Source organism: Chitinophaga sp. GbtcB8, assembly GCF_019091455.1.
Lineage (GTDB): Bacteria > Bacteroidota > Bacteroidia > Chitinophagales > Chitinophagaceae > Chitinophaga.
Genome location: NZ_JAGXJN010000294.1, coordinates 1 through 248, shown reverse-complemented (window position 1 = coordinate 248; position 248 = coordinate 1). Strand labels below are relative to the sequence as shown.

The 248-nt window shown below is 49.2% G+C and carries 1 protein-coding gene; it reads right to left on the bottom strand.

What is annotated here, in order from left to right; all coding sequences use genetic code 11:
* The coding region (locus tag KVT36_RS31910; protein ID WP_217607466.1) for a sensor histidine kinase KdpD at window positions 1-248 on the bottom strand (248 nt) is incomplete at both ends.

Below are 248 nucleotides of genomic sequence, written 5' to 3'. Positions count from 1 at the left end.
CAAAGATGGTGTGCAGGCGTTCCCGCTCAATACCTTTGCCCCGGTCTTTTACCTCCATATACAGCAGCCCGTCCTTTACATAGGCCTTAACTGTTACACGGCTTTTAGGGGCGGAAAATTTTACCGCGTTCACGAGCAGGTTGCTCATTACTTGGGTAAGCTTGGCCTTATCGCTGTTAATGGTAAGCGGCAGCTGATCATGAAACTCTGTTACTATGCTTACCTTTATGCGGTGGGCCGAATACTGG